This is a genomic window from Nocardia araoensis NBRC 100135 (genome assembly GCF_000308435.1).
GTDB lineage: Bacteria > Actinomycetota > Actinomycetes > Mycobacteriales > Mycobacteriaceae > Nocardia > Nocardia araoensis.
Window position 1 is genome coordinate 1 of the sequence record NZ_BAFR01000255.1, and the last position, 810, is coordinate 810.

An 810-nucleotide genomic window follows, 5' to 3' on the forward strand; every position below is an offset into this window, starting at 1 on the left:
GTCGGCCAGGCATTGCTGTTCGGCGCGGGTGAGAGCGGCTTCCTCGACGAGAATGCCCAGCCGTTCGTAGCGCTTGCGCCGCCGGTTGAAGCGGACCACCACGGCGGCGAGGGTGCTCTCCTTCTTGGCGCGCCGGCTCAACGCGGCATTCCCCGCGGGCAGGAATTCCAGATGGTCGACGTCCGAACAGGTCAGGCACAGTGGCCCGGCCGCGGAGGCGATCAGGTATGGGCCGGTCTCGGCGCATTCCGCGCACATCCACGGCTCCGCGGCCTCGACCACCGTCAGATCGGGGGCCCGGTTCTGGCGCTGAACGACCTGCTCGCGCCGCGCCGGGCTGAGCTCCGCGGACAGCCAGTGCACCCGGAACACCGCGTCCTCGCCGTCGTCGACGAACCGCAGCGCCTCGCGATCGCGCCCGCTCGACAGATACGCCGCGGTGCTCACGGCGAGCCCGTGCTCGCGGGCCCACGCGCCCAGCAGATCCGCCGCCTCACGCATCCGCCGCCCGTCCACCGCCGTGACCTGCTCCAGCGACCGCACCTGCCCCTGCCGCCAGCGATCGACCTGACCGGATCGCACCCACCCCAGAGTGGCGAACACATCGACCGCCGACACATATTTGCGTTGGACCAGAGCCGCTTCCGCAGCCTCGACCACTCGCCGCCGCAGCTTGGACACGGATTCGAACCCTAGCGCACGCCGGCCGACCTGCGGGGTACAGGCGTCCGCGACCAGAGCCGCTTGCCGCCACTGCGACGTCGCGGTGGCCGGTCGGGCGGCTTTCCGCGCGGAGCGCGGGATCGGCTT

The 810-nt window shown here is 71.6% G+C and carries 1 pseudogene; it reads right to left on the reverse strand.

Annotation, left to right across the window (positions count from 1 at the left end):
* Positions 1-681 (reverse strand): annotated as a pseudogene (locus ON21_RS30230) (DUF2293 domain-containing protein); the annotation flags it as partial.
* Positions 682-810: the final 129 nt, after the last annotated feature.